Annotated in this window: 13 protein-coding genes; 6 read left to right on the forward strand and 7 right to left on the reverse strand. The window is 66.2% G+C overall.

Annotated elements, in window-relative coordinates:
* Positions 1-4: 4 nt before the first annotated feature.
* Positions 5-823: an energy transducer TonB gene (locus JQX08_RS15345; RefSeq protein ID WP_205349266.1), complete on the reverse strand. Its 819-nt coding sequence runs from the start codon at positions 821-823 to the stop codon at positions 5-7.
* A 599-nt stretch (positions 824-1,422) separates the two neighbouring features.
* On the opposite strand from JQX08_RS15345, the gene JQX08_RS15350 reads away from it, so the two are divergent.
* The 5 genes from JQX08_RS15350 to adeC all read left to right on the forward strand — a co-directional run bounded on the left by JQX08_RS15350 (position 1,423) and on the right by adeC (position 9,022).
* Positions 1,423-2,358 (forward strand): LysR family transcriptional regulator, encoded by a 936-nt coding sequence (locus JQX08_RS15350; protein WP_205349267.1) that lies wholly within the window; start codon positions 1,423-1,425, stop codon positions 2,356-2,358.
* Positions 2,359-2,444: 86 nt separating this feature from the next.
* Positions 2,445-2,975, forward strand: a complete 531-nt coding sequence (locus JQX08_RS15355) for a DUF3016 domain-containing protein (RefSeq protein ID WP_205349268.1) — start codon at positions 2,445-2,447, stop codon at positions 2,973-2,975.
* Between the two features lie 341 nt (positions 2,976-3,316).
* Entirely contained in the window at positions 3,317-4,441 is a 1,125-nt protein-coding gene (locus JQX08_RS15360; RefSeq protein ID WP_205349269.1) for an efflux RND transporter periplasmic adaptor subunit, read from the forward strand.
* A gap of 10 nt (positions 4,442-4,451) precedes the next feature.
* The gene (locus tag JQX08_RS15365) at positions 4,452-7,583 is read left to right on the forward strand and encodes an efflux RND transporter permease subunit (protein WP_205349270.1); all 3,132 of its coding nucleotides are present in this window, start codon (positions 4,452-4,454) and stop codon (positions 7,581-7,583) included.
* Complete coding sequence (gene adeC / locus JQX08_RS15370) at positions 7,580-9,022, forward strand: AdeC/AdeK/OprM family multidrug efflux complex outer membrane factor (protein WP_205349271.1); 1,443 nt, start codon at positions 7,580-7,582, stop codon at positions 9,020-9,022. Before JQX08_RS15365 ends, adeC begins: the two co-directional genes overlap by 4 nt.
* Positions 9,023-9,065: 43 nt before the next feature.
* Here adeC and JQX08_RS15375 read toward each other — a convergent pair whose 3' ends face one another.
* The 5 genes from JQX08_RS15375 to JQX08_RS15395 form a co-directional block, all read right to left on the reverse strand.
* Positions 9,066-15,179, reverse strand: a complete 6,114-nt coding sequence (locus JQX08_RS15375) for a peroxidase family protein (RefSeq protein ID WP_205349272.1) — start codon at positions 15,177-15,179, stop codon at positions 9,066-9,068.
* 553 nt (positions 15,180-15,732) lie between these two features.
* The gene (gene modC, locus JQX08_RS15380) at positions 15,733-16,824 is read right to left on the reverse strand and encodes a molybdenum ABC transporter ATP-binding protein (RefSeq protein ID WP_205349273.1); all 1,092 of its coding nucleotides are present in this window, start codon (positions 16,822-16,824) and stop codon (positions 15,733-15,735) included.
* Positions 16,825-17,508 carry a molybdate ABC transporter permease subunit gene (gene modB, locus JQX08_RS15385; protein WP_205349274.1) on the reverse strand — a complete coding sequence of 228 codons (684 nt, stop codon included), beginning with the start codon at positions 17,506-17,508 and terminating at the stop codon, positions 16,825-16,827.
* A 10-nt stretch (positions 17,509-17,518) separates the two neighbouring features.
* Entirely contained in the window at positions 17,519-18,271 is a 753-nt protein-coding gene (gene modA / locus JQX08_RS15390) for a molybdate ABC transporter substrate-binding protein (RefSeq protein WP_205349275.1), read from the reverse strand.
* A 200-nt stretch (positions 18,272-18,471) separates the two neighbouring features.
* Entirely contained in the window at positions 18,472-20,649 is a 2,178-nt protein-coding gene (locus JQX08_RS15395; protein ID WP_205349276.1) for a heavy metal translocating P-type ATPase, read from the reverse strand.
* 78 nt (positions 20,650-20,727) lie between these two features.
* Between JQX08_RS15395 and cadR the strand changes: the two genes are divergently transcribed.
* Complete coding sequence (gene cadR / locus JQX08_RS15400) at positions 20,728-21,174, forward strand: Cd(II)/Pb(II)-responsive transcriptional regulator (RefSeq protein WP_205349277.1); 447 nt, start codon at positions 20,728-20,730, stop codon at positions 21,172-21,174.
* Between the two features lie 137 nt (positions 21,175-21,311).
* On the opposite strand, the gene pyrF is transcribed toward cadR, so the two are convergent.
* Complete coding sequence (gene pyrF, locus JQX08_RS15405; RefSeq protein ID WP_205349278.1) at positions 21,312-22,010, reverse strand: orotidine-5'-phosphate decarboxylase; 699 nt, start codon at positions 22,008-22,010, stop codon at positions 21,312-21,314.
* Positions 22,011-22,067 lie beyond the last annotated feature (57 nt).

Consider the following 22,067-nt stretch of genomic DNA (forward strand, 5'->3'; position numbering starts at 1 on the left):
TTGTTCAATGCAGGCGGAAATCGATCGGCACACTGACCCAGCCGTCCTGGGCCACGTCGCCGCGCTTGGCGGGGACGAAGCTCCAGCGCTTGACCGCACGCACCGCGGCCTCATCCAGCGATTCGCGACCGCTGGAGGTCTGCACCTGGATCTCGCTCGGCTTACCGCTGGCCAGCACGTGGACTCGCAGCAGCACCGTGCCTTCCCAGCCGCGACGCTGAGCCAGCGACGGGTATTCCGGCGCCGGATTGCGCAGGTAGCCGGCATTGGCGGACGGCGGCGTTACCGGGGCCGGCGCGGGTGGCGCCGGCGGTGCAGGAGGCGCTGGTGGCGCTGGTGGCGCGACTTCCTTGGGTGCCGGAGCGGGCTCGACCGGTTTTGGGGCCGGTTTCGGCGGTGGCGGCACGGGCTTGGGTTTCGGTTTGGGCAACGGCTTTGGTGGCGGCTTGACTGCCAGCTCATCCACCACCGGCGGTGGCGGCTCGACCGGCTGCACGATGGGTTCCGGTGGCGGCGGCTCCACAACGGGCGGTGCCGGGCTGGTGAATTCGATGGTCATCGGTGGAATTTCCACCGGCACTTCGGGCAGCAGCGGCGCGGGCCGCTGGCTCAGCCAGTAGATCAATGCGCCATGGAGCACCAGGGCGAAGGCGCCGAGCAGCAGGCTTTCGCGACGGCTCAGCGCACCTTTGGGCGGCACGTGGTGCTGGCGATCACGTCCCAGCGGCTGGCGATGCGGGCGTCCCAGATCCAGCAGATCGGCACTGGGCGCTTCACGCCAGAACAACGCCTGGGTGCTGGCCGCGCTTTGTGCATTGCCCATCGATTTACTCCTCGAAATCCTGATGCATTCCCGCCCCCGGCGAGACTGGTAGCGGTCGCCGCTTCGCGCTGAAAGGGCCTGCGCAGAGCGGTTGCCGCGGTTGAGGGGATGATTGACGGCAGCTCTTATCTCATAAAGTAATTTTTATTGATTTTGTAATTTCCAAAAGGAATATATGAAATATAACCTGTTGTTTTTAAACGCTTTATTAATACGCTAAACGTGCAAGGCATACAAAAAATGCCTGAAAGGCATGAACACAAGCGAACCGCCCCTAGCGCCTCCGAGCCCGATCTGCCGGCACAAAAAAAGCCCCGGGCAACAAGTGCTGACGGGGCTTGGCAAGAAACGACGGCGCCGCTGGCTGGCGTCAGCAGCGACACATGGGCGCGACGGCGCTGCGGTACTGCCGGAGTGGTCGCTTATCGATGCGGCTCATGGGTCATCTCGCCCCGGGGCTGGCTGGCCATAAACATATTCCATATGAATCTAATACCTTGCATGTAGCTTAATTGACGGAATAAGCGCCTGCATTTAAAACCCCCATCAGGGACCGGGCAAATACCTTCGCCCTATTTTTTCAATGCCAGGAAAGCATCATGGATCTGCGTCAACTGCGTTACTTCATCGCCCTGCTCGAGCACCGCAGTTTCGTACGCGCGGCCGACGCGATCGGCATTACCCAGCCGGCCTTCAGCCGCAGCATTCAAGGCCTCGAGCAGGAGTTCGGCTGCCAACTGGTCGACCGCGGCAACAAGGATCTGCGCCCCACGCCGGAGGGTCAGCTGGTGTTGCAGCACGCCCTGCGCCTGGTGCAGGGCGCGAGCAATCTGGTCCACGAGATCAACCAGATGACCAAGCTGGATGCCGGCGAGCTGCGCTTCGGCTGCGGCCCAGCGTCGGCGGTGGCGCTGGTGCCGGATGCGGTGGCCAGTTTCGTCAACCGCCACCCCAAGGTGCGCACTGCCTTTATGGTCGACAACTGGGAAAAGCTCGGCCGCGCGCTGAGCCGCGACGAGATCGAATTCTTCGTCGCCGACATCCGCCATTTCGAGGCCGACCCCAGCTTCCAGACCCAGGCGCTGACCGCCAAGCGTGGGCTGTTCTTCTGCCGCCCGGAGCATCCGCTGCTAGGCAAGGAAAGCCTGTCGACCAACGACATGTTCAGCTACCCGCTGGCCGCATCGCAGATTCCACCGGGGGTGCGCAAGGTGCTCGCCAACCTCAACGGACGCATCGATTTCGCGCCGAGCATCGAGGCCGAGCACTACCTCGCCCTGCTGCGCATCGTCCGGCAGACCGACGCCATCGGCATCGGTACCGAGGAGGCGTACCGCGAGGCGATCGCCCGGGGCGAGCTGGTCCACCTGCGCTTTCGCAACCTGCCACACAACCTCGACGGCCTGTTTGCCCGCTGCGGCATCGTCAGTCGCACCGGTTTCCGGCTGTCGCCGGCGGCCCGCGCGATGATCGAGACGCTGATCGAGGTGGACCAGGTCAGTGCGGCGCTGGAAGCGGTCAAAGTCGCGAGTTGACCGCTGGTCAGCATGATTTCCAATGCTGACCAGCGGCGTAGACTGGAAGCAGGCGCGGCCGGCGATTCCGCGTCAGGAGGTGCGCAATGCGTCTAGCCCCTACCCTCACCGCAGTGGCCGTGTCCGCTGTGCTGCTCGGTTTGTCGATGGAATTGGCCGCCGCTGGCAAGGTCGACGTCAGCTACACCCATCCGGAGAAATTCCGCGATGCCAGCCTGCGCAGTGCCGGCTACGAGCGGGGTGCCGACGCCTTCGTCATGAAGGAACTCAGTGCCCACCTGCAAACGCTCGGCGACCGCTACCTGGCCGCCGGCCAAACCCTGCATATCGACATTCTCGACATCGACCTGGCCGGGCGTTACGAGCCGTGGCACAGCTATGCCTACGATGTGCGCTTCATGCGCGACATCACCTGGCCGAGCATCAAGCTGCATTACGAGCTGAAGCAGGACGGCAAGACCCTCGCCAACCAGGAACAGCGGGTCAACGACATGTTCTACCTGCAGCGCCCGGGGCGCAGCGTGCACAGCAGTGACCGGCTATATGCCGAGAAGGCCATGCTCGACGATTGGTTCCGCGAACGCTTCGGCGAGCAGCGGGTCAGCGCCACCCATTGAGTGGCGCCAAGCTCTAACCCCCTTAACGTGCCGTCCGCGCATGATTCGGCCCCTGCATCCTGCAAGTAGGCGCATCGGCCAGCCGTCACGGCCGGTCGGCGACAGGCCGCGCCAACAGCGGCACTTCGCCAGCTCAGACCATCCATCCCGCCTGCCGCCACTGTCACAGAATCCGGTTAACCTGCAGCTTTCAGGACCCTAAACCGGGCCTGTTCAGACATATTTCGCATAGCGAAAAGCGTTTACAGACAATGCTGAATGTAAGTATCTTTATTAGCTTGCTAACGTCCCGTTTTTTCAGCGATTTCCGCACGCTTACACGCCTGAACGAGAGTCATCAGATGTCCTTCAAGCCAGCCTTTTCCGCCCTGTTCGCCGCCGTCGCGGTGACCACGTTGCTGCTCAGCGGCTGCGACAAGCATGCCGAGCAACCCGCCGTCGGCACTCCCAAGGTCGGCGTGATCACCCTGCGCCCGCAGCGCTTCGCGCAAACCAGCGAGCTGCCGGGACGTACCAGCGCCTACCGCATCGCCGAAGTCCGCCCGCAGGTGAACGGCATCATCCTTAAGCGCCTGTTCACTGAAGGCAGCGAGGTCAAGGCGGGACAGCAGCTGTATCAGATCGACCCGGCGACCTACCAGGCGACGTTCCAGAGCACCCAGGCGGCACTGAAATCGACCCAGGCACTGGCCGAACGCTACAAGGACCTGGTCAAGGACCAGGCGGTGAGCAAGCAGGAGTACGACGAGGCGCAGGCCAACTTCCTGCGTGACCAGGCCGCCGTCGACGCCGCGCGCATCAACCTGCGCTACACCAAGGTGCTGGCGCCGATCTCCGGGCGCATCGGGCGCTCCTCGGTCAGCGAAGGCGCGCTGGTCAACAGCGGCCAGGCCGATGCCATGTCGACCATCCAGCAACTCGACCCGATTTACGTCGACGTCACCCAATCGACCAAGGACATCCTGCGCCTGCGCAAGGAACTGACCAGCGGCAACCTGCAGAAAGCCGGCGCGCATGGCGCCAAGGTCAAGCTGACCCTCGAGGACGGCAGCCTCTACGGCCATGAAGGCACCCTGGAGTTCTCCGAAGTGTCGGTGGATGCCGGCACCGGTTCGGTGGTTCTGCGCGCCGTGTTCCCCAACCCCGAGCACGAGCTGCTGCCGGGCATGTTCGTCCACGCCCAGCTGCTGCAGGGCGTCAAGGAACAGGCGATCCTCGCGCCGCAACAGGGCATCACCCGCAATGTGCGCGGCGAGCCGACCGCGCTGGTGGTCAACGCCGACAACGTGGTCGAGCGCCGCGAACTGAAAGCCGAGCACACCGTCGGCGACATGTGGCTGGTCAGCTCCGGGCTCAACAGTGGCGACCGCCTGATCACCGAAGGCCTGCAATACGTGCATCCCGGCGACAAGGTAGAAGTGAAGGCTGCCAGCAACGTCAAGACGCCAGAAGCAGCCGCGCGCTGAGGAACGTACCATGTCGAAATTCTTCATCGACCGGCCGATTTTCGCCTGGGTGATCGCCCTGGTGATCATGCTGGCCGGCACCCTGTCGATCCTCAACCTGCCGATCCAGCAGTACCCGAGCATCGCCCCGCCATCGATCGCCATCCAGGTCAACTACCCGGGCGCCTCCGCGCAGACCGTGCAGGACACCGTGGTACAGGTGATCGAGCAGCAGCTCAACGGCATCGACAACCTGCGTTACATCAACTCGGACAGCAACTCCGATGGTTCGATGACCATCACCGCGACGTTCGAGCAGGGCACCAACCCGGATACCGCGCAGGTGCAGGTGCAGAACAAGCTGCAGCTGGCCACCCCGCTGCTGCCGCAGGAAGTGCAACAGCAAGGCATCCGCGTGACCAAGGCGGTGCGCAACTTCCTGCTGGTGATCGGTGTGGTGTCCACCGACGGCAGCATGAGCCGCAACGACCTGTCCAACTACATCGTCTCCAACATCCAGGACCCGATCTCGCGGACCAAGGGCGTCGGTGACTTCCAGGTGTTCGGCGCGCAGTACGCCATGCGCATCTGGCTCGATCCGAGCAAGCTGAACAACTTCAAGCTGACCCCAATCGACGTGAAGAGCGCGATCCAGGCGCAGAACGTCCAGGTCTCCTCCGGCCAGTTCGGCGGCCTGCCGGCCGAGCCGGGTCAGCAGCTGAACGCCACCATCGTCGGCAAGACCCGCCTGCAGACCCCCGAGCAGTTCCGCCAGATCCTCCTCAAGGTCAACAGCGACGGCTCGCAGGTCCGCCTCGGCGACGTCGCCAAGGTCGAACTGGGCGGCGAGAACTACATCATCGGCGCGCAGTTCAACGGCATGCCGGCCTCCGGCATGGCGATCAAGCTGGCCACCGGCGCCAACGCGCTGGACACCGCCGCGGCGATCCGCACCACCATCGACCAGCTCAAGCCGTTCTTCCCGCCAGGCATGGAAGTGGTGCTGCCGTACGACACCACCCCGGTGGTCTCGGCGTCGATCTTCGAAGTGGTCAAGACCCTCGGCGAGGCCATCGTCCTGGTCTTCCTGGTGATGTACCTGTTCCTGCAAAACTTCCGCGCCACGCTGATCCCCACCCTGGCGGTACCGGTGGTACTGCTCGGCACGTTCGGCGTGCTGGCTGCGGCGGGCTTCACCATCAACACCCTGACCATGTTCGGCATGGTGCTGGCCATCGGCCTGCTGGTCGACGACGCCATCGTGGTGGTGGAGAACGTCGAGCGGGTGATGACCGAGGAAGGCCTGTCGCCCCGCGAGGCGACGCGCAAGTCGATGGGCCAGATTCAGGGCGCGCTGGTCGGCATCGCCCTGGTACTGTCCGCAGTGCTGCTGCCGATGGCGTTCTTCGGTGGTTCCACCGGGGTGATCTACCGGCAGTTCTCGATCACCATCGTCTCGGCCATGGGCCTGTCGGTGCTGGTCGCGCTGATATTCACCCCGGCGCTGTGCGCCACCCTGCTCAAGCCGATCCACAAGGGTGAGCACCACCACTCCGGCGGCTTCTTCGGCTGGTTCAACCGCAACTTCGAACGCAGCGTGAAGAGCTACGAGCGCGGCGTGGCCGGCATGCTCAAGCGCAAGGCGCCGTTCCTGCTGGCCTACGTGGTGATTCTGGTCGGCATGGTCTGGCTGTTCACCCGCATCCCCACCTCATTCCTCCCCGAAGAAGACCAGGGCGTGCTGTTCACCCAGGTGCAGACCCCCGCCGGCTCCAGCTCGATCCGTACCCAGGATGTGCTCGACCAGATGCGCACCTACCTGCTGGAAGACGACGCGGTGAAATCGGTGTTCACCGTCAACGGCTTCAACTTCGCCGGCCGCGGGCAGAGCTCCGGCCTCGCCTTCATCATGCTCAAGCCCTGGGAAGAGCGCGGCGCCGGCCAGGACGTGTTCAGCGTCGCGCACCGCGCCAGCGAGCACTTCGCCGCGCTGATCGACGCCCGGGTGTTCGCCTTCGCCCCACCGGCGGTGATGGAGCTGGGTAACGCCACCGGCTTCGACTTCTTCCTGCAGGACCGTGCCGGCATCGGCCACGAAGCGCTGATGGCGGCGCGCAACCAGTTCCTCGAGCTGGCCTCGAAGAACCCGGTGCTCGCCCACGTGCGCGCCAACGGCCTGGACGACGAGCCACAGTACCAACTGCAGATCGATGACGAGCGCGCCCGCGCCCTCGGCCTGTCGCTGGCGGACATCAACAACACCCTGTCGATTGCCTGGGGTGCCAGCTACGTCAACGACTTCATCGACCAGGGTCGGGTCAAGAAGGTCTATCTGCAGGGCTCGCCGTCCTCGCGGATGAGCCCGGAAGACCTCGACAAGTGGTACGTGCGCAACGCCGACGGCAACATGGTGCCGTTCTCCGCCTTCGCCAGTGGCGAGTGGATCTACGGCTCGCCGAAGCTGTCGCGCTTCAACGGCGTGTCCGCCGTACAGATCCAGGGCGAGCCGGCACCAGGACGCAGTTCCGGTGAGGCGATGGACGCGGTGACCGAGATCGCCGCCCAGCTGCCGCCGGGCGTCGGCCTGTCGTGGAACGGCCTGTCCTACGAGGAACGCCTGTCCGGTGCGCAGGCGCCGGCGCTCTATGCGCTGTCTCTGCTGGTGGTGTTCCTCTGCCTGGCGGCGCTGTACGAGAGCTGGTCGATCCCCTTCTCGGTGATGCTGGTGGTGCCGCTCGGCGTCGTCGGTGCGCTGCTCGCCACCTACATGCGCGGGCTGTCCAACGACGTGTTCTTCCAGGTCGGCCTGCTCACCACGGTGGGTCTGGCGGCGAAGAACGCCATCCTTATCGTGGAGTTCGCCAAGGAGCTCCACGAGCAGGGCAAGAGCCTCTACGACGCGGCCATCGAGGCCTGCCGCATGCGTCTGCGGCCGATCATCATGACCTCGCTGGCCTTCGTGCTCGGCGTGCTGCCGCTGGCGATTTCCAGCGGTGCCGGCTCGGGCAGCCAGCACGCCATCGGCACCGGCGTGATCGGTGGCATGGTCACCGCCACGGTGCTGGCCATCTTCGGTGTTCCGCTGTTCTTCGTGCTGGTGTCCGCGCTGTTCAAGGGCAAGCCCCGCCGCGCCCACACCGGTGCGCACGAGGTGAGTGAATGAGAAAGTCCCTGCTGTCCCTGACCATCGCCGCGCTGGCGCTCGGCGGTTGCTCGCTGATTCCCGACTATCAGCGCCCGGCCGCGCCGATCGCCGACACCTGGCCTGAGGGCCAGGCCTACCCGCCCGCCGCGGAAGTGAATGGCGAATCCTCGGCCCTGCAAGGCTGGCGCGAGTTCTTCCACGACCCGGCGCTGCACCGGCTGATCGAGATTGCCCTGGACAACAACCGCGACCTGCGCACCGCCGCGCTGAACGTCGAGGCTTACCAGGCGCTGTACCGCATCCAGCGCGCCGACCTGTACCCGAACGTCTCGGCGGCCGCCGGCGCGACCCGCCAGCGCATCCCCGAACGTCTGTCGCAGACCGGTGACTCGACGATCAACAGCCAGTACAGCGCGACCCTCGGCACCAGCTGGGAGCTCGACCTGTTCGGCCGCGTACGCAGCCTGCGCGACGCCGCCCTGGAGCGCTACTTCGCCACCGACGAAGCGCAGCGCAGCACGCAGATCAGCCTGATCGCCAGCGTGGCCGACGCCTACCTGACCTGGCAGGCCGACCAGGACCTGCTCGAGCTGACCCAGGACACCCTGCGCACCTTCGAGAAGAGCTACAGCCTGACCCAGCGCAGCTTCGACGTCGGCGTCGCCTCGGCGCTGTCGCTGAGCCAGTCGCGCACGTCGGTGGAAACCGCCCGCGTGCGCCTCAACCAGTACCAGCGGCGGGTCGCCGAAGACCGCAACGCACTGACCCTGCTGCTCGGCCACAGCCTGCCCGAGGACTTGGCCAAGCCGCTGGACCTCGACGCCGACCTGTTCAACGAACTGCCAGCCGGCGTGCCGTCCGAGCTGCTGCAACGGCGCCCGGACATCCTCGCCGCCGAACACCAGCTGCGTGCCGCCAACGCCGACATCGGCGCGGCGCGCGCGGCGTTCTTCCCGAACATCAGCCTGACCGCCAACGCCGGCACGCTGAGCCCGGACCTCTCGGGGATGTTCGAAGGCGGCTCCGGCACCTGGTTGTTCAGCCCGCAGATCAGCCTGCCGATCTTCAACGCCGGTGCGCTGGAGGCCAACCTCGACTACGCCGAAGTACAGAAGAACGTGCAGGTCGCGCAGTACGAGAAGACCATTCAGACCGCCTTCCGCGAAGTCGCCGACGGCCTCACCGCGCGTGCTACCTACCGCGATCAGCTGCAGGCGCAGCGTGATCTGGTCAGTGCCAGCCAGGACTACTACCGCCTGGCCGAGCGCCGCTACCAGACCGGCATCGACAGCAACCTGACCTTCCTCGATGCGCAGCGTCAGCTGTTTGCCTCGCAGCAGGCGCTGATCATCGACCGTCTCGCCCAGCTCAGCGCGGAAGTGCAGCTGTACAAGGCGCTTGGTGGTGGCTGGACGGCGCAACGCCTCAGCCAGAACCCCGCCACACCGAAGTCCTGAGTACCGTCAGGGGCGGCCTGCGCCGCCCCTGAACGGCCCCTCCTCACACCAACTGGAAGTCCGCAGACGTCACGTTGCCGACGGTGACCCCGACCAGACGGATCGAATCCTCGCCGATGGTGATGCGCGTATCGGCGCCGTCGGCGGCGATCTGCACGTTAGCGGCGAAGCTGGCTGCATCGAAGCCGTAGCTGCTCAAGTTGAGCAGGTCCTGGCCGCCGGCGGCGACCGCATCGAAGCCGACGATCGTGTCCTGGCCAAATCCGGCGCTGAACATGAAGATGTCGTTGCCGGAATCGGCCACCAGGGTGTCGTTGCCAGCCCCGCCGGTGACGATGTCGTTACCCGCCCCGCCGTCGATGAAGTCATCACCGGCGCCGCCGTCGAGGGTATCGTTGTTTGCCCCGCCGTTGAGCTGGTCGTTGCCATCGCCGCCCAGCAGCAGGTCGTCACCGGTACCGCCGTCGAGGATGTCGTCGCCGATGCCGCCGTCCAGGCTGTCGTTGCCCGCCCCGCCGTTCAGCGTGTCGTTGCCCTCCCCGCCGCTCAGGCTGTCGTTGCCACCGTCGCCATTCAGGGTGTCGTTGCCCGCCTCACCGGCCAGCGTGTCGTTGCCCAGGCCACCGGTCAGCACGTCGTTGCCGGCGCCGCCGAACAGGCTGTCATCGCCGCTGCCGCCGCTCAGGTTATCGGCCAGTGCCGAGCCGATCATGCTGTTGTTCGACGCGTTGCCGACCGCCACCACCGCGCCGCCGAGCTGGACGAAGTTCTCCACGTTGTTGGCCAGGGTGTAGCTGGCGCTGGTCGAGTACACCGTATCGATACCCGCGCCGGCCGCTTCGACCACCACGTCGGTGGCCACATCCACGTAGTAGGCGTCGTCGCCGAGCCCACCCACCAGCCGGTCGGTGCCGGCGCCGCCGTCGAGCACGTCGTTGCCGGTGCCGCCGGTGATGGTGTTGGCCAGCGCGTTGCCGGTACCGGTGAAATTGCCAGTGCCGACGTACGTCAGGTTCTCCACGTTGGCCAGCAGCGTGTAGCTGCCGAGCACCGACTGCACCGTGTCGGTCCCGCCGCCCAGTGCTTCGTTGACTTGGTCGCCGGCATCGTCGACCACATAGGTGTCGTTGCCGGTGCCCCCGCTCATCTGGTCGGCGCCAGTGCCGCCATCCAGCGTGTCGGTGCCGTCGCCGCCAAGCAGCGTGTCGTTGCCGGCACCACCGAGCAGCGTGTCGTTGCCGATGCCGCCGTCGAGCAGGTCGTCACCATCGAGGCCGCTGAGTACGTCGTTGCCGCCGTTGCCGAAGGCGATGTCGTCACCCTCGGTGAGCAGCGGCCCGTTGGCCGCGGTGGTGCCGTCGTAACGGTCGCCGACGATGCCGCTGGCCGCGGAGATCACGCTGTTGGTGTAGCCGGCGTCGTCGGTGTAGTTGACCACCACACGTAGCGACTGATTGACCTGCGCCTGGGTCGGCACGAACTGCGCCGCGTTGGCGCCGGCGATGTCGACCCACAGGCCGGCGACCAGCATCTGCCACTGGAAGCCGAACGTGGCGTTCAGCGTGCCGTTGCCGTCGACGATGCCGGCGGTCAACGCGGTCAGCGCCACGCCCTCGGTCGGTGTGCTGTCACTCAAGGTCGGCAGGCCGGTGGGTGCCTGGTTGGTCAGCCACATGATCTCGCCGTTGGCGAACTGCAGGCGTTCGATATTGAGCAGACGGTCGGTACCGTCGCCGAACAGCGCGCCGTTGATCGGTCCTACAAAGTTGGCCGGATCGACCGTGACGTGCTGCACCGTCCAGCTGCCATCGGCGTTGCGAACCACGTCGTAGTTCTCGCGCACGTCCCAGTACACCGCGGTGTCGACATCGCCGGCCTGATTGCCGTTGAGCACCTCGCGGACGATCTTCAACTGACTCGGGTTGATCTGCCGGGTCATCATCATCGCCTGCAGCTCGGTCATGTTCTCCGCCGAGAACAGCTCGACCTCCGGATTGTCGCGGTCGCGCACGCTGATCCGCACATTGAGCCAGGAGTCGCCGTCGATGATGTCGTCGCCGCCACGGCCCATGATGGTGTCGCTGCCGCCGCCACCGAGGATGATATTGCCGCCGTTGTAGACCAGCGCGTTCGGATCGCCTAGCGGCGTGCCGCCGACGATGTCCTGCAGACCGCTGATGCGATCGACGCCAGCCTGGGTCAGTTCATGGTTGAGCAGGGTCTGCAGCTCATCCTCCAGCGCCGGGTCGTTGCCGCGGTTGTCGCCGAGCAGCACGTCGTTGTACTTCCAGCCGGACAGGCCTTCGACCTGGTCGAAGCGGTCGCGCAGGATGTCGGCCTCCACCGTGGTGAAGATCGGGATGTTGAGGTCGGTGTTGGCACCCAACGGGTCGTTCTTGTGGATCGCCCAGTCGAAGCCGAACATCCCCTCGTTGCGCTGGATGCCCAGGCCCTGGACCATGATGTCGTCGCCGGACTCGCCGTCGTAGTCGGTGTCGTTGCCATTCCCGTCGAGCACGTCGTGGCCGATGATCGGGCTGTTGAAGAACAGCTCGGAGTTGTCGCCAGCCAGGGTGTCGAAGCTGTCGCCGCCCTCCATCCAGTCATCACCTTCGTTGCCGAGCAGGAAGTCGATGCCGCTGCCGCCGCGAATGAAGTCATCGCCACGGCCGCCGAACACTTCCTTGCCGTCCGGACCGGCGAGCACGAAGTCGCTGCCGTCGCCGGCGAAGATCAGGGTCAGGCCGTTGCCGGCGTTGATCACGTCGTTGCCGCCGTCGCCATGGATCAGCGCGGTGGCGCCGATGTCGGTGCCCATGTCGGTGATCAGGTCGTCGCCTTCGCCGCCGTGGATGATGTCGACGCCGAAGCCGCCTTCCAGGGTGTCGTCGCCGGCATCGCCCCACAGCGTGTCGTCACCGTCGCCGCCGATCAGGATGTCGTTCTCCGCCGAACCGCCAAGCACGGTGTGCTCGCCGCCGCGGAACTGCAGCAGGTCGGTGTCGCCGTCACCATCCAAATCCTGGCGCACCACCTTGTTGCTCAGCGCCTGGCGGATCGGGTCGTCCCAGGTCGGGTCGGCGCCGATTTGCCGCTGCGTCTCGATCTCGAGGATGTAGTCGACGTTGGCAAACAGCAGCCCCGGCAGGTGCGAGGAGTTCGGATCGCCGAGGTCGGTGTTGCGCATCACCAGGTTGGAGAACGAGTTGGCCTCCAGCTCGTTGAGCAGGTTGGTGCCCTGCACGCGGCTCAGGTAGTAGAAGCGGTCGCCGTTCTGCAGGTTCTCGATCTGCGATTCGAAGACGAAGTTGAAGGTCGAGCCGAGCATGCCGCCGAACGGCATCTTCTCCTCGGCCAACCCGCCGATCCAGAAGTCGACGCTGTTCAACCCGCTGTTGGCGGCGGTCCAGGCGCCGGTGCTATTGAGGAAGGCATCGCGATCAGCCGGCGTGCCCACCCCACCGAGCACCAGCAGCGAGGCGGCGGCGCGCTTCTCTTCCAGAGTGTCGGCGTCGAGGATGCTCTGGTGCTTGCCATAGGCGGCGATGAAGTTGATCACCGAGGCCGGGTTCTTCAGGTGCATGGCGAAGTCGGTCCAGCTCACATACGGCTTGAGCTGGCTGTCGCCGGTCGCCTCGAAGAACTGCTCACGCGCCGCGTTCAGCGACGGCACCCCGGTGTCGCGGGCACGGGCGATGTTGATCGCCGCCAGGTCGAGCGGCAGACCGACCAGGTTGTTGCGCAGCGCCTCGGTGACGAACTCGTCGATCTCGTTGCCGACCTGGCGACTCATGCCGCGAATGATCGCGCCGGCGGCCGCCTCCGCCGACACGCCACTGGCGGCGAAGGCCAGCGGGTTGAGGAAGGCTTCGATCAGGCCGATCTGGTCGTTGCTGCCGATGGTGCCGGTCTCCAGGTCCATGCCGATGCGGTCGACGGTCTCGCGCAGCATGGAGTGGCCGAAGCGGTACACCACGTGGGCGAACTCGGCGAAGATCGCCGGGTCGATGTCGGCGGTGTTGGAGAACACGAAGGGGTCGATGTTCGGCTGCACGGTGCGCGCGAACTCCTCGAACACCATGTGCTGGTACTGCATTTCGTTGACGAAGCGCGCCGCCTGGAACAGCCGCTCGCCGTCCCACAGCAGGTTGGCGATTTCCGTCGCATCGGTGGGCACGGCGGCCACGTCGACCAGCAGCCACTCGTTGAGGAAGGCCAGGTCGCCGGAGTCGAGGATGGTCTGCTTGTTGGCCTCGACCAGGCGGTTGTGCTCGGCGTGGAACACGTGGTGCACGGCAGTCAGGCCGATGTTCTCGTTACCGCGGCCGTCGCCGGTGATGTAGTGGGCGTCGAGCAGTTCGTTGTCGTACTGGGTGTTGTTGCCGCGCGTATCGACCGGCACCGGGTTGCCGGCGACATCATCGGCGTCGGCCACCAGCTGACCGCTGGCGTTGAGCACCGGCTTGGCGGTGTGGGCGATGTCGTCGAGGAACGCATGGCCGGTGCGCACCGCCAGTTCGGTGCTGATCGGCGCCGCCGGATCGCCTTCGACGATGGCGATGCCCAGCGGATTCTCCGCCGTCGGGGTGACCCGCACGTAGAGCTGCGGGAAGCCGTCGGCGCCACGAATGAACTCGCCATAGGGGTCCATCAGCAGCATCGGCACGTTGGTCACATCCCAATCGGCCAGATCGATGCCCAGCACTTCACGGGCCTGCTCCTTGATGTCCGCCCAGGTCGCCAGCCCGCCGTTATCCCCGTCGAGCATGTGCCCGGTGGCCACCGGCTTGCCGTCGACCAGCACGTATTCGCGGAGGAACGCCTGGTGCGAGGCGTTGGAGGTGTAGGTCTGGTTCTGGTCGATGTACGGCGTGGTCTGGTTGACGTGCTCGTGCACGTCGTCGGCGGTGCCGAGCACCCCGTCGGCACCGACCTGGTTAGTGGCGCGGGTGAGGACCATGAAGTTGGTGTGGCTGCCCGGCACGTACAGCGGGTCATCCGGCATCAGCGGGATGTACACGGTGCCGCTGCCGCCCTTGTTGACCAGGTCCAGGCCGTGGTCGAAGAACTGGCCGAACAGGGTCATCCAGGAGTTGAACGGCGCGGTCAGGCCCTCGTCGGCGGAGACGTTGGGGATCACCACGGTGTCGTTTTCCACCGTCAGGCCGGCGCCGTCGAGCAAGGTGTTCAGGGTGCCCGAGGCGGCAGTCGCTGCGGCGTCGGCAGCATCACTGGCGGCGACCAGCTGGGCCTGTTCGGCCTGCTCGGTGGCCAGCGCCTGGGTCGCGGCGTTGACCGCGGACAGCGCGTCGGTCAGCGCGGTGGTCGCCACAGTGGCGGCCTGGCCGAGGCTGGTGGCGGTGGCCTGGGCGGTCTGGTAGCTGGCGAAGGCGCTGTTGAACTGCGCCAGCACTGTCCCATAGTTCGGGTCGGCCGGGCTGAGCGAGCCGAGCAAGGTCGCTGCGCTGACGAAGTCGGCGAACGCGCCGTTGGCGGTGGTCACCGCTGCCGCGTGCGCCTGGTTGGCCGCATCGGCCGCCACCTGGGCGTCGGCCGCCGCGCTCGAGGCGGCGCCGGCCGCCGCCTGGGCTGCAGCCAGCTCGGCGGCACCGGCGGCCTCGGCAGCTGACGCCGCGCTGGCGGCACTCACAACCCCGGCAATCGCGCTGTAGGCCGCGACGATCTGCTGCGCGGTGGCGTAGGCATTGCTCGCGCCAATCGCTTCCAGCGCGGCCATCACCGCCGCCAGGTTACCCAGCGACTGGTCGACCACCAGATTGCTGATGGTGCGCGGCTGCGAGTCGAACACGAATCCGGCGGTCTGCAGGTAGCTGGTCAGCGACACCGCCGGCGCTGGGCCGGGGCCGTCCGGATCGCCACCCTCGGCGGTGAGGAAGGTCGGATCGAGCAGACGCTTCATCAACTGGTCGGCCGAGCCGTACAGCTCCTGCCCGGGAATCAGGCTGTTCAGCGTGCCATCGACGGTACGCAGCCCTTCCGGCAACAACGGGCTTTCGACAAAGCCACGCAGGAAAGCCGATTGCTGCTCCAGCGTGGCGCCGGGGTTGGCGGCAAGGAAGGCCGAATGGGCCTCGGCGATTTCGATCTGCTTGAGGATGTACTGCAGGTCCGCTTTGTTGACGGTTAGGGTGGCCATGATTTTTATCCTTGGTGCGCAACCCACATGCAGACGAAGCCGCTGCAACAACGTGAGAACGTTGAAACATTGAGAAGGTTTTTTCCTGGCGTGGGACGCCCGCGCGCTGATCAGGTGGCAGCGCGAACTGCATGACGGGGTGGCGTGGCCCAGGCCACAGGTCGACCGACCTGGCAGGCGTCAGGGCAAGGGTGGTCCGTGGAACTGGACCGAGGAGCGACTCCCCGACCGGGGAGTGAACGAGCGACTATCCATGAGGAGCGGTCTCCCGGCTGCACACAGTGGTGGAAGCCCATCCACGGCTCCCGCTGTTCAGCCAATGCACGCCCGAATGGAAGAACTCTGCCCGAAGAGTGTCAAGCAATTGTCGCTTTGTATCAGCAACGATACGGTCAAATTAATCCATTGATAATTAATGTTTTTTATCAATGTTCAGACCAAAGTCCGACCCTCTGGCACGGGCCTTCCCAAAGCCCGGCCAGATATTTCTGAATATGACAAAACCGCTGCAAATAGCCTGTCTCAGAAATGAGACAGGTACGCCCATCGCCCGCTAGGCCAGCACCGCCACCGCCTTCACCTGCGCCCACAGCTGCTGCCCCGGATGCAAATTGAGCTGGTCGCGCGAGTAGCGGGTGATCCTCGCCAGCAGCGGCGTGCCGTCCACTTCCAGGCGCACCAGCACGTGCGCGCCGCTGCCCGCCGGCATCTCACCACAGACGGTGGCCGGCAGCAGGTTGAGGATGCTGCTGTGACCGGGGCGCTGCAGGCTCAGGCTGACGTCGCGCGCCTGCACCTTGCAGCGCAGGCGCCGCCCCAGTGCCAGCGGCGCATGCGCCACGCGCAGGGTCTGTTCGCTGGCCGGCAGCTTCAGGCTGAGCAGGTCGTAGATCGGATCGAAGGCACTCACCCGCCCCTCGACCACCACCCCGGCGTCGTCGCCCAGCGCAGTCGGCAAGTCCAACCGCGCCAGGGTCTCGCCCAGCGGCCCACTGGCCAGCACGCGGCCTTCTTCGAACAGCACCAGGTGATCGGCCAGCCGTGCGACCTCGTCCGGCGCATGGCTGACGTACAGCACCGGAATTTCCAGCTCGTCATGCAGGCGCTCGAGATATGGGAGGATTTCGCCCTTGCGCTTGAGGTCGAGCGCGGCCAGCGGCTCGTCGAGCAGCAGCAGGCGCGGGCTGGTCAGCAGTGCGCGGGCGATACCGACGCGCTGGCGCTCGCCGCCGGACAGCCGATCCGGCAGGCGTTCGAGCAGATGGCCGATGCCGAGCAGTTCCACCGCCTGCTCCAGGCTGACCCGGCGCTGCGCTGCGGCGATGCGCCGGTAGCCGAACTCCAGATTGCGCCGCACCGACAGGTGGGCGAACAGGCTGGCCTCCTGGAACACGTAGCCGAGCGCGCGGCGGTGCGTCGGCACGCAGAGCCGGCTGGCACTGTCCTGCCAGACCTCGCCGTTGACCCGCAGGTAGCTGCGCCCTGCCCGCTCCAGGCCGGCAATACAACGCAGCAGACTGGTCTTGCCCGAACCGGACGGCCCGTACAGCGCGGTGACGCCGCGCCCCGGCAGCAGCAGGTCGACATCCAGCGCGAACTGCGGATAGTCGAGACGAAAGCGCGCCTCGATGCCTTCAGCCGCCATTCAACCTCCCCAGCCCGGCTTGATGCGCCGCGACGAGTACAACGCCAGCAGAATCAGGAAGGAGAACACCAGCATGCCGCCGGCCAGCCAGTGCGCCTGGGCATACTCCATGGCCTCGACGCGATCGTAGATCTGCACCGACACCACGCGGGTCTTGTCCGGAATGTTGCCGCCGATCATCAGCACCACGCCGAACTCGCCGACAGTGTGGGCGAAGCCGAGGATGCTCGCACTGATCAGCCCCGGCCGCGCCAGCGGCAAGGCCACGTTGAAGAAGCTGTCCCACGGCCCGGCGCGCAGCGTCGCCGCCACTTCCAGCGGACGCGGGCCGATGGCCGCGAAGGCGTTCTGCAATGGCTGCACCACGAACGGCAGCGAATAGATCATCGACCCCACCACCAGCCCGGCGAAGGTGAATGGCAACACGCCGAGCCCCAGGCTCTGGGTCAGCTGACCAATGAAACCGTGCGGCCCCATGCTGACCAGCAGGTAGAAGCCGATCACCGTCGGCGGCAGCACCAGCGGCAAGGCGACCAGCGCACCGATTGGCCCTTTGAGGCGAGATGAGGTGTGCGCCAGCCACCAGGCGATCGGTGTGCCGACCACCAGCAACAGCACAGTGGTCAGCGATGCCAGCTGGATGGTCAGCCAGATGGCCGCGAAGTCCTCGGCAGTCAATGGCATAGGCGATGACTCAGCGGCTGTAGCCGTAGGCGGTCAGCACCTGCCCGGCCTGCGCACCCTTGAGGTAATCGAGCAGCGCCTTGGCCGCCGGGTTGTCCTTGCCCTTGTTGAGCAGCACCGCATCCTGGCGGATCGGCTCATGCAGCTTGGCCGGCACCACCCAGGCCGAGCCGCTGGTGACCTTGCCGTCCTTGTAGATCTGCGACAGCGCGACGAAGCCCAATTCGGCGTTGCCGGTGGCCACGAACTGCTGCGCCTGGGTGATGTTCTCGCCCTGCACCAGCTTGCCGGCCACCGCCTGAGTCAGGCCCAGTTGCTCGAGCACCTGGGTGGCGGCCAGGCCGTACGGCGCGGTCTTCGGGTTGGCAATGGACAGGTGCTTGTAGCTGTTGCCCTTGAGCACCGCGCCCTGGTCGTCGACGTAGCCGGGCTTGGCCGACCACAGCGCCAAGGTGCCGATCGCGTAGGTGAAGCGCGAGTCGGCCACCGCTTCGCCTTCCTTCTCGAGCTTCGCCGGGGTGCTGTCGTCGGCGGCGAGGAACACCTCGAACGGTGCGCCGTTCTTGATCTGCGCGTAGAACTGGCCAGTGGCGCCGAACGATGACACCAGCTTGTGCCCGGTGGTCTTCTCGAAATCAGCCGCCATGGCCTGGATCGGCGCGGTGAAGTTGGCGGCCACCGCCACTTGCACCTCATCGGCATGCGCCGACGACAGACCGAACGAGCACAGCGCAACCAGGGCGGGGATGAAACGACGACGCATGACGAACTCCTTATCGTTGTATTTCGCTATATCAAAAAATATATAGCGAAACCTCGAGCAACGCCAAGCGAAATAAACATTCCTATACAGCCCTCTCTGAAAAGGCTATCTACCGTCACTCCCGCGTAGGCGGGAGCCCAGGTGCTGCGGGCTCACTGGATTCCCGCCTACGCGGGAATGACGGCTTTTTCGGAGTGTCCTTAGCGACGCAGCAGCCGCAAACCGTTGAACACCACCAGCAGACTGACGCCCATATCGGCGAATACCGCCATCCACAGGGTCGCCTCACCGGCGATGGCGAACGCCAGGAACAGCGCCTTGATGCCCAGCGCCAGCACAATGTTCTGCCGCAGGATGCGCGCGGTATCGCGCGCCAGGCGCACAAAGGTGGCGAGCTTGCGCAGGTCGTCATCCATCACCGCGACGTCGGCGGTCTCGATCGCGCTGTCGCTGCCGGCTGCCGCCATGGCGAAGCCGATGTCCGCGCGGGCCAAGGCCGGCGCGTCGTTGATCCCGTCGCCGACCATGCCGACCACCTGGCCGCCCGCCTGCAGTTCTTCCACCGCGCGCAGCTTGTCGGCCGGCAGCAGGTTGCCGCGGGTTTCGTCGAGGCCGACGGCCCGCCCGATGGTCTCCGCGGTGTGCGGGTTGTCGCCGCTCAGCATCAGCGTGCGGATGGCCAGCGCATGCAGGTCCTGCAGCGCAGCCGCGCTGCTCGGCTTGACCGTGTCGGCCACCGCGAACAACGCCAGCACACCTCTTTCACCACACAGCAGCACCACGCTCTTGCCCTGCCGCTCGAGGCGTTCGAGGCGCTCCTCGAGCGCCGGCGAGCACAGGCCCAACTGCTCGACCAGACGGTGATTGCCGAGGTGATAGCGCTGGCCGTCCACCTCACCACGGCTGCCCAACCCGAGCAGCGCCTCGAATGCCGCCACCGGCTGCGCGACGACGCCGTCCTGTTCGGCCTGCTGTGCCAGTGCCAGCGACACCGGATGGTCCGAGCGGCTGGCAAGGCTTGCGGCAATCACCCGCGCAGTGTCCGCAGCACTACCCTCCAGCAGCTCGAAGTCGGTCTGCGCCGGGCGGCCGTGGGTGATGGTGCCGGTCTTGTCCAGGGCCAGCACCGACAGGCGCGCGCCGCTTTCCAGATAGACCCCGCCCTTGACCAGCAGGCCGTGCCGCGCCGCCGCGGCCAGGCCGCTGACGATGGTCACCGGCGTGGAGATCACCAGCGCGCAGGGACAGGCCACCACCAGCAGCACCAGCGCGCGGTACAGCCAGTCCAGCCAGGCGCCGTCGAACAACGGTGGCAGCAGCGCGACCGCCAGGGCCAGGGCGAATACCGCCGGGGTGTAGATGCGCGAGAAGCGGTCGACGAAACGCTGGGTCGGTGCCCGCGCGCCTTGCGCCTCTTCGACGCTGTGAATGATCCGCGCCAGCGTGCTGTTGTCCGCCAGCGCCGTGACGCGGTACTCCAACTCGCCGGCCTGGTTGATGGTGCCGGCGAACAGCGGGTCGCCAACGCCCTTCTCCACCGGCAGGCTTTCCCCGGTGATCGGCGCCTGATTCACCGTCGAGCGGCCCTCGGTGACCTCGCCATCCAGGCCAATGCGCTCGCCCGGACGCACCCGCACCTGGGCGCCGAGCGCTACCTCGCGTACCGCCATGCTCACCCAGTCGCCATCAGCCTGGCGCACGGTGGCCTGCTCCGGGGTCAGCGCCAGCAGGCCGCGAATCGCGTTGCGCGCACGATCCAGCGAGCGCGCTTCGATGCGTTCGGCGAGCACGAACAGGACCATCACCATGGCCGCTTCCGGCCACTGGCCGATCAACACCGCACCGGTCACGGCGATGCTCATCAGCGCGTTGATGTTGAGGTTGCGATTCTTCAACGCCACCCAACCCTTGCGGTAGGTGTCCAGACCGCAGGCGAGGATGGCCAGCAGCGCCAGGCCGGCGACCGCCCACTCCGGCAACCAGCCAGTGAAGTGGAAGACTTCCGCCAGCAGCGCGCCTACCCCGGCAAGCAGCAACGGCCACTGGCGGCGCGCCGGTTCGGCTGGTGGCGCCGCGCGCGCACCCGCGGCAGACTCCGCCACCGGGGTGAAGCCCAGCTCACGAATCGCCTCCAGCGCCGCCTCCAGGGCATCCGGCAGGTGATGGATGCTCAGCACGCGCTGCAGCAGGTTGAACTCCAGCGCCACCACGCCGGGCATACCACCGAGCCGCGCACGGATCAGCGCCTCCTCGGTCGGGCAGTCCATCTGCTGGATGCGCACCCGACTCAGTTGCGCGCCTTCGCGCAGCACAACCGGGGCGGCAGCGCCGCTCGCAGGGGTGTCGTGGTCGTGATGGTGGTCGCAGCAGTCACTCATGGAATGCTCCTTGTCAGTGCTTGTTGCGGAGTTAACACCCTGTAGCCACTATAGGGTCAAGCACCCTGGAGCGCGGCGATGAAGATTGGTGAACTGGCGAAGCTGACCGATTGCCCGGTCGAAACCATCCGCTACTACGAGCGCGAGGGCTTGCTGCCGCCGCCATCCCGCACCGCCAGCAACTACCGCCATTACGGCAGCGAACACGTCGAACGCCTGACCTTCATCCGCAACTGCCGCAGCCTGGACATGACCCACGAGGAGATCCGCCGCCTGCTCGCCCTGCGCGAACACCCGGAAGCCGGCTGTGCGGACGCCAATGCGCTGGTCGATGAGCACATCGCCCACGTGCGCACGCGCATCGCCAGCCTGCAGGCGATGGAGCAACAGTTGTTGGAATTGCGTCAGCGCTGCGGCGACGGTAGCGATGCCAGTTGCGGCATCCTGCAGCGGCTGAATGAGGCTGGGGCAGTAGAGGATGTGGCGCCGGCGCACAGTCATGTTGGCAACAGCCACGCGCACTGATGGTGAAGCAATGGCCGCACACCCTCACCCCGGCCCTCTCCCGGAGGGAGAGGGGGCTGTTCCGTACGTGCCAGAAATGAGGCTCGGATACTCCCTCTCCCCTCGGGAGAGGGCCGGGGTGAGGGGCGGACTTGCCCTCAGGCCAGTTCGGCGACCACCGCCGTCAGCTCCTTGGCCGGATCGGCGGCTTGGGCGATCGGGCGGCCGATCACCAGGTAGTCGGAACCGGCATCCAACGCTTGACGCGGGGTGAGGATGCGCCGCTGGTCGTCCTGCGCACTGCCCGCCGGGCGGATACCCGGGGTGACCAGCTGCAGCTGCGGGTGCGCTGCCTTGAGCGCCACGGCTTCCTGCGCCGAGCACACCAAACCGTCCATGCCGGCCTGCGCGGCCAGCGCGGCCAGGCGCAGCACCTGCTCTTGCGGCGGGACATCCAGGCCGATGCCGGCGAGGTCGTCCTGCTCCATGCTGGTCAGCACGGTGACGCCGATCAGCAGCGGCTTGGCGCCGTTGAGCTTGTCCAGCGTCTCCCGGCATGCCGCCATCATGCGCAGGCCACCCGAGCAATGCACGTTGACCATCCACACGCCCATCTCGGCGGCGGCCCTGACCGCCATCGCCGTCGTGTTCGGGATGTCGTGGAATTTCAGGTCGAGGAACACCTCGAAGCCCTTGCTGGCCAGGGTTTCCACGATCGTCGGCCCGCAGCGGGTGAACAGCTCCTTGCCGACCTTGACCCGGCACAGCGCAGGATCGAGCTGAGCGGCGGCAGCCAGGGCTTGCTCGCGGGTGGGAAAGTCGAGGGCGACGATGATCGGAGTCTGGCAGGCGGACATGGCGGGCTCTCAGGCAAGTCGAAATCGGCGCGCATTGTCGCAGAAATGCGCCGAATT

The sequence above is a fragment of the Zestomonas insulae genome, assembly GCF_016901015.1.
GTDB lineage: Bacteria > Pseudomonadota > Gammaproteobacteria > Pseudomonadales > Pseudomonadaceae > Aquipseudomonas > Aquipseudomonas insulae.